Below are 2,606 nucleotides of genomic sequence, written 5' to 3'. Positions count from 1 at the left end.
GCGCCGTTAGAGGTGATCAAGCAATACATTCAAAACCAGCGGGGCTGACGCCCCGGCGAAATTCCCCTCCCACCTACGTCGGAGGGAGTCCCCTTTCGCATTTAAGATGGATCTCCCTTCTCTGCACGTTGCTGCCACGGAGGGGAACGTGACGGCGCAAGTTCGTCTGGTCGAAATGTACCTGTCAGGCAATGGGGTTAAGAGAGATGCGAAGCTGGCCTTCGAATGGGCAAATAAAGCAACCGAACAGGGCAGCGTAAAGGGCCAATCTTTTCTCGGGCATATGTATATCCACGGTTTAGGCGTGCAGGCAGATCCCAAGAAAGGTCAGGAATTGGTCTTAAAGTCTGCGGAAGAGGGTGATCTAGACGCACAATTTTCCCTGTCGATGGACTACAGGAATGGATCCAATGGCATAGAAAAGGACTTTAAAAAAGGTGTCATGTGGCTTCGAAAGGTTGCCTTGAATGGTGAACCAGCGGCGCAAGAGCTTCTTGGTCTGTATTACTTACGTGGCGAAGATGTGCTTGAGAAGGACATCATAGAGGCATATGCGTGGTCTGCCTTGGCTGTAGAGAATGGAGCCGATGCAAGTAGAACGCGCGACGAGGCCCAGGCTGAGTTACGGCCAGATGATATGGAAGCCGCCAAGACCCTGTTATCGCGCTATAGAGATGAATACAAACCGAAAGACTAGGTGCAACCAGCACCCGAGGCGCTAAGTGGGCCCCCATCGCTTACCCGGTGAGCGCTTTTATCCCTGTCTTGTTCGATACCACGTCATCACCCCACCCTGCGAAGGGCGCTTTTCTACCTCGAAGAGTTGGGTGTGGTGAATGACCTCCCGCCAGCTGCTGCAGTCGTATTGGTTGGGTGATAAATCCGGCCACCCGTGGGTTTGAATGTGGTGGATCGCGTCGTTGAGCGGGGTCCAGCCGTCGATGGCGAGGGCTTCCTCGGCCAGCTGCAGCTGTTGCACGATGGTGGTGGCTTCCCAGTTATCGACGGGTTGGCCTGGGGTGTTGCCGTAGAGAATTTGATGCTCAAAGGGTGTGGATCTCACGATTTCCGCCATGGCTTGTTGGCTGCTTTTGAAGGATTGCAACAAGGAGTGCAGCGTTCTTAAGCTCTCCCTGATGAAGTGGAGTGCTTCCGCCAGATAGATGATTGCCTCTTGGCAGCTGGCCTCCGAATGGGTGTCAAAACGGCCATGGAAGCCGTGAACCAGCTCATTGCGTAACTTCAGTAGTTGCGTGAGCCTTTCGTTCAACCATCCTCCAAACTCCTCATCGAAACCATAGCTGATGCTGATATGTGGCCCGGTGAAGGACTCCTCATCAACCTCTGGCTTGTCCTCTGCCGTCGTTCTCTCGCAGAACTGCGTTATCAAATATCCTAGTGTTTGGTTACCTAGTACCTGTCGCTCACGCTCAATCTGCCCGGCCAGCTCAGCTGGGATTCCGCTGATCCGCAGAGTGGGCAAGACCACCTTGAGTATCATCTCGAACTTATTCATGTTGAGAAGGCAGCGACCGTACTGCAGGGCGATGTGGTCTTTTAATGCCGTCAATACCGGCGGATCGTTCACCGGGCCATGTCCATCCATGCAGTAATGTCCTTGTGCTGCTTGCCTCATGAGTTCGTTGAAGCACATTACCATGGTACAGGCATGTTGTGGGGAGTGGCGTATCGTCACTGGGGGCCCGCGATACCAGGGTTTCGTGGGCGGATTTACCCTCTCGATGTCCGGCGAGGACAATACGAACCTATGCCTAACGTCGTCTCCCTGGACGATCTGTTCTCCCCCTTTCCTTCTGCCTTTTTGCGGTTGCTTAGGAGTCCTAATGCCGTCCGCCACGGGTTACACTGGCAGTTGTCCGGATCCTCACCTCAACCGTAGCGGTGCGTTATGCAGCAAGAGTCACCTACTCACATCAGAGAGCATTTCTTCTACGTCTCCATAGCGAAGCATCTCTTTCAACATCCCCGCCATGGCATTGTGTCCGTGGTAGACCCCATCCGTGTGAAGGAAGCCTCGATGTACGGGCTGAGTCCGCTCATCCTGTACGGATTGAGCGTGCCGGGCACCAGCGTGCATTGGCTGGCGTTTTCCACTTGCGAGAAGCCGCTGAGCTTTATGCAGGTGTTGCAGGATGCGTGGTTAACCGGCAGTGGATTGCGTGGTCAACCAGACATCCTTCGGATCAATAAGCACGTCGCGCAGTCATGTCCTGGTTTGTCAGCGCAATTGGCCCGTATTGGGGTGGAGGTCAGACAGACTGAGCTTGGGGATAAATCCCATCCGGCGGCGCTGCGTACCGCACAAAATGAGGCCAACTGGCTCTTTGAGACGAACAGGATCTTGGATAGCCACGGACTGGGAGGCCCTGTTCCAGACGATGCGGTTTTGGCGCTGTGCAGAGCCGCGTTCCAAACGCATGAGTGGAAGTCGCGGTTTCCTGGTGTAGGCACAGAAAGAAGGGATCTGATGTACCGGGGGAGCCCGCAGAATTCGGAAAAAATCGTACGCTAAGGTTTTCCGGGCATCCGTAAGGGCCGAAACTTCCCGTCTTCCAGTCTGCGGCTCTGCCGCCAGACGTAATCGC

General features: G+C 54.7%; 3 protein-coding genes. 2 read left to right on the top strand and 1 reads right to left on the bottom strand.

What is annotated here, in order from left to right; translation table 11 throughout:
• The first annotated feature begins 148 nt into the window (after positions 1-148).
• Positions 149-697: a tetratricopeptide repeat protein gene (locus tag PG883_RS23115; RefSeq protein WP_270808399.1), complete on the top strand. Its 549-nt coding sequence runs from the start codon at positions 149-151 to the stop codon at positions 695-697.
• A gap of 57 nt (positions 698-754) precedes the next feature.
• On the opposite strand, the gene PG883_RS23110 is transcribed toward PG883_RS23115, so the two are convergent.
• A complete protein-coding gene (locus PG883_RS23110; RefSeq protein WP_270808396.1) occupies positions 755-1,606 on the bottom strand; it encodes an OST-HTH/LOTUS domain-containing protein in 852 nt (283 codons plus the stop codon).
• A gap of 303 nt (positions 1,607-1,909) precedes the next feature.
• Here PG883_RS23110 and PG883_RS23105 point away from each other — a divergent pair, with 303 nt between their 5' ends.
• Positions 1,910-2,533 (top strand): hypothetical protein, encoded by a 624-nt coding sequence (locus tag PG883_RS23105; protein WP_171865899.1) that lies wholly within the window; start codon positions 1,910-1,912, stop codon positions 2,531-2,533.
• Positions 2,534-2,606 lie beyond the last annotated feature (73 nt).

This window comes from Aeromonas sp. QDB25 (assembly GCF_027707725.1).
Taxonomy (GTDB): Bacteria; Pseudomonadota; Gammaproteobacteria; order Enterobacterales; family Aeromonadaceae; genus Aeromonas; species Aeromonas caviae.
The sequence above is the reverse complement of the archived record's forward strand: the minus strand, read 5'-3'. Positions and strand labels throughout refer to the sequence as shown.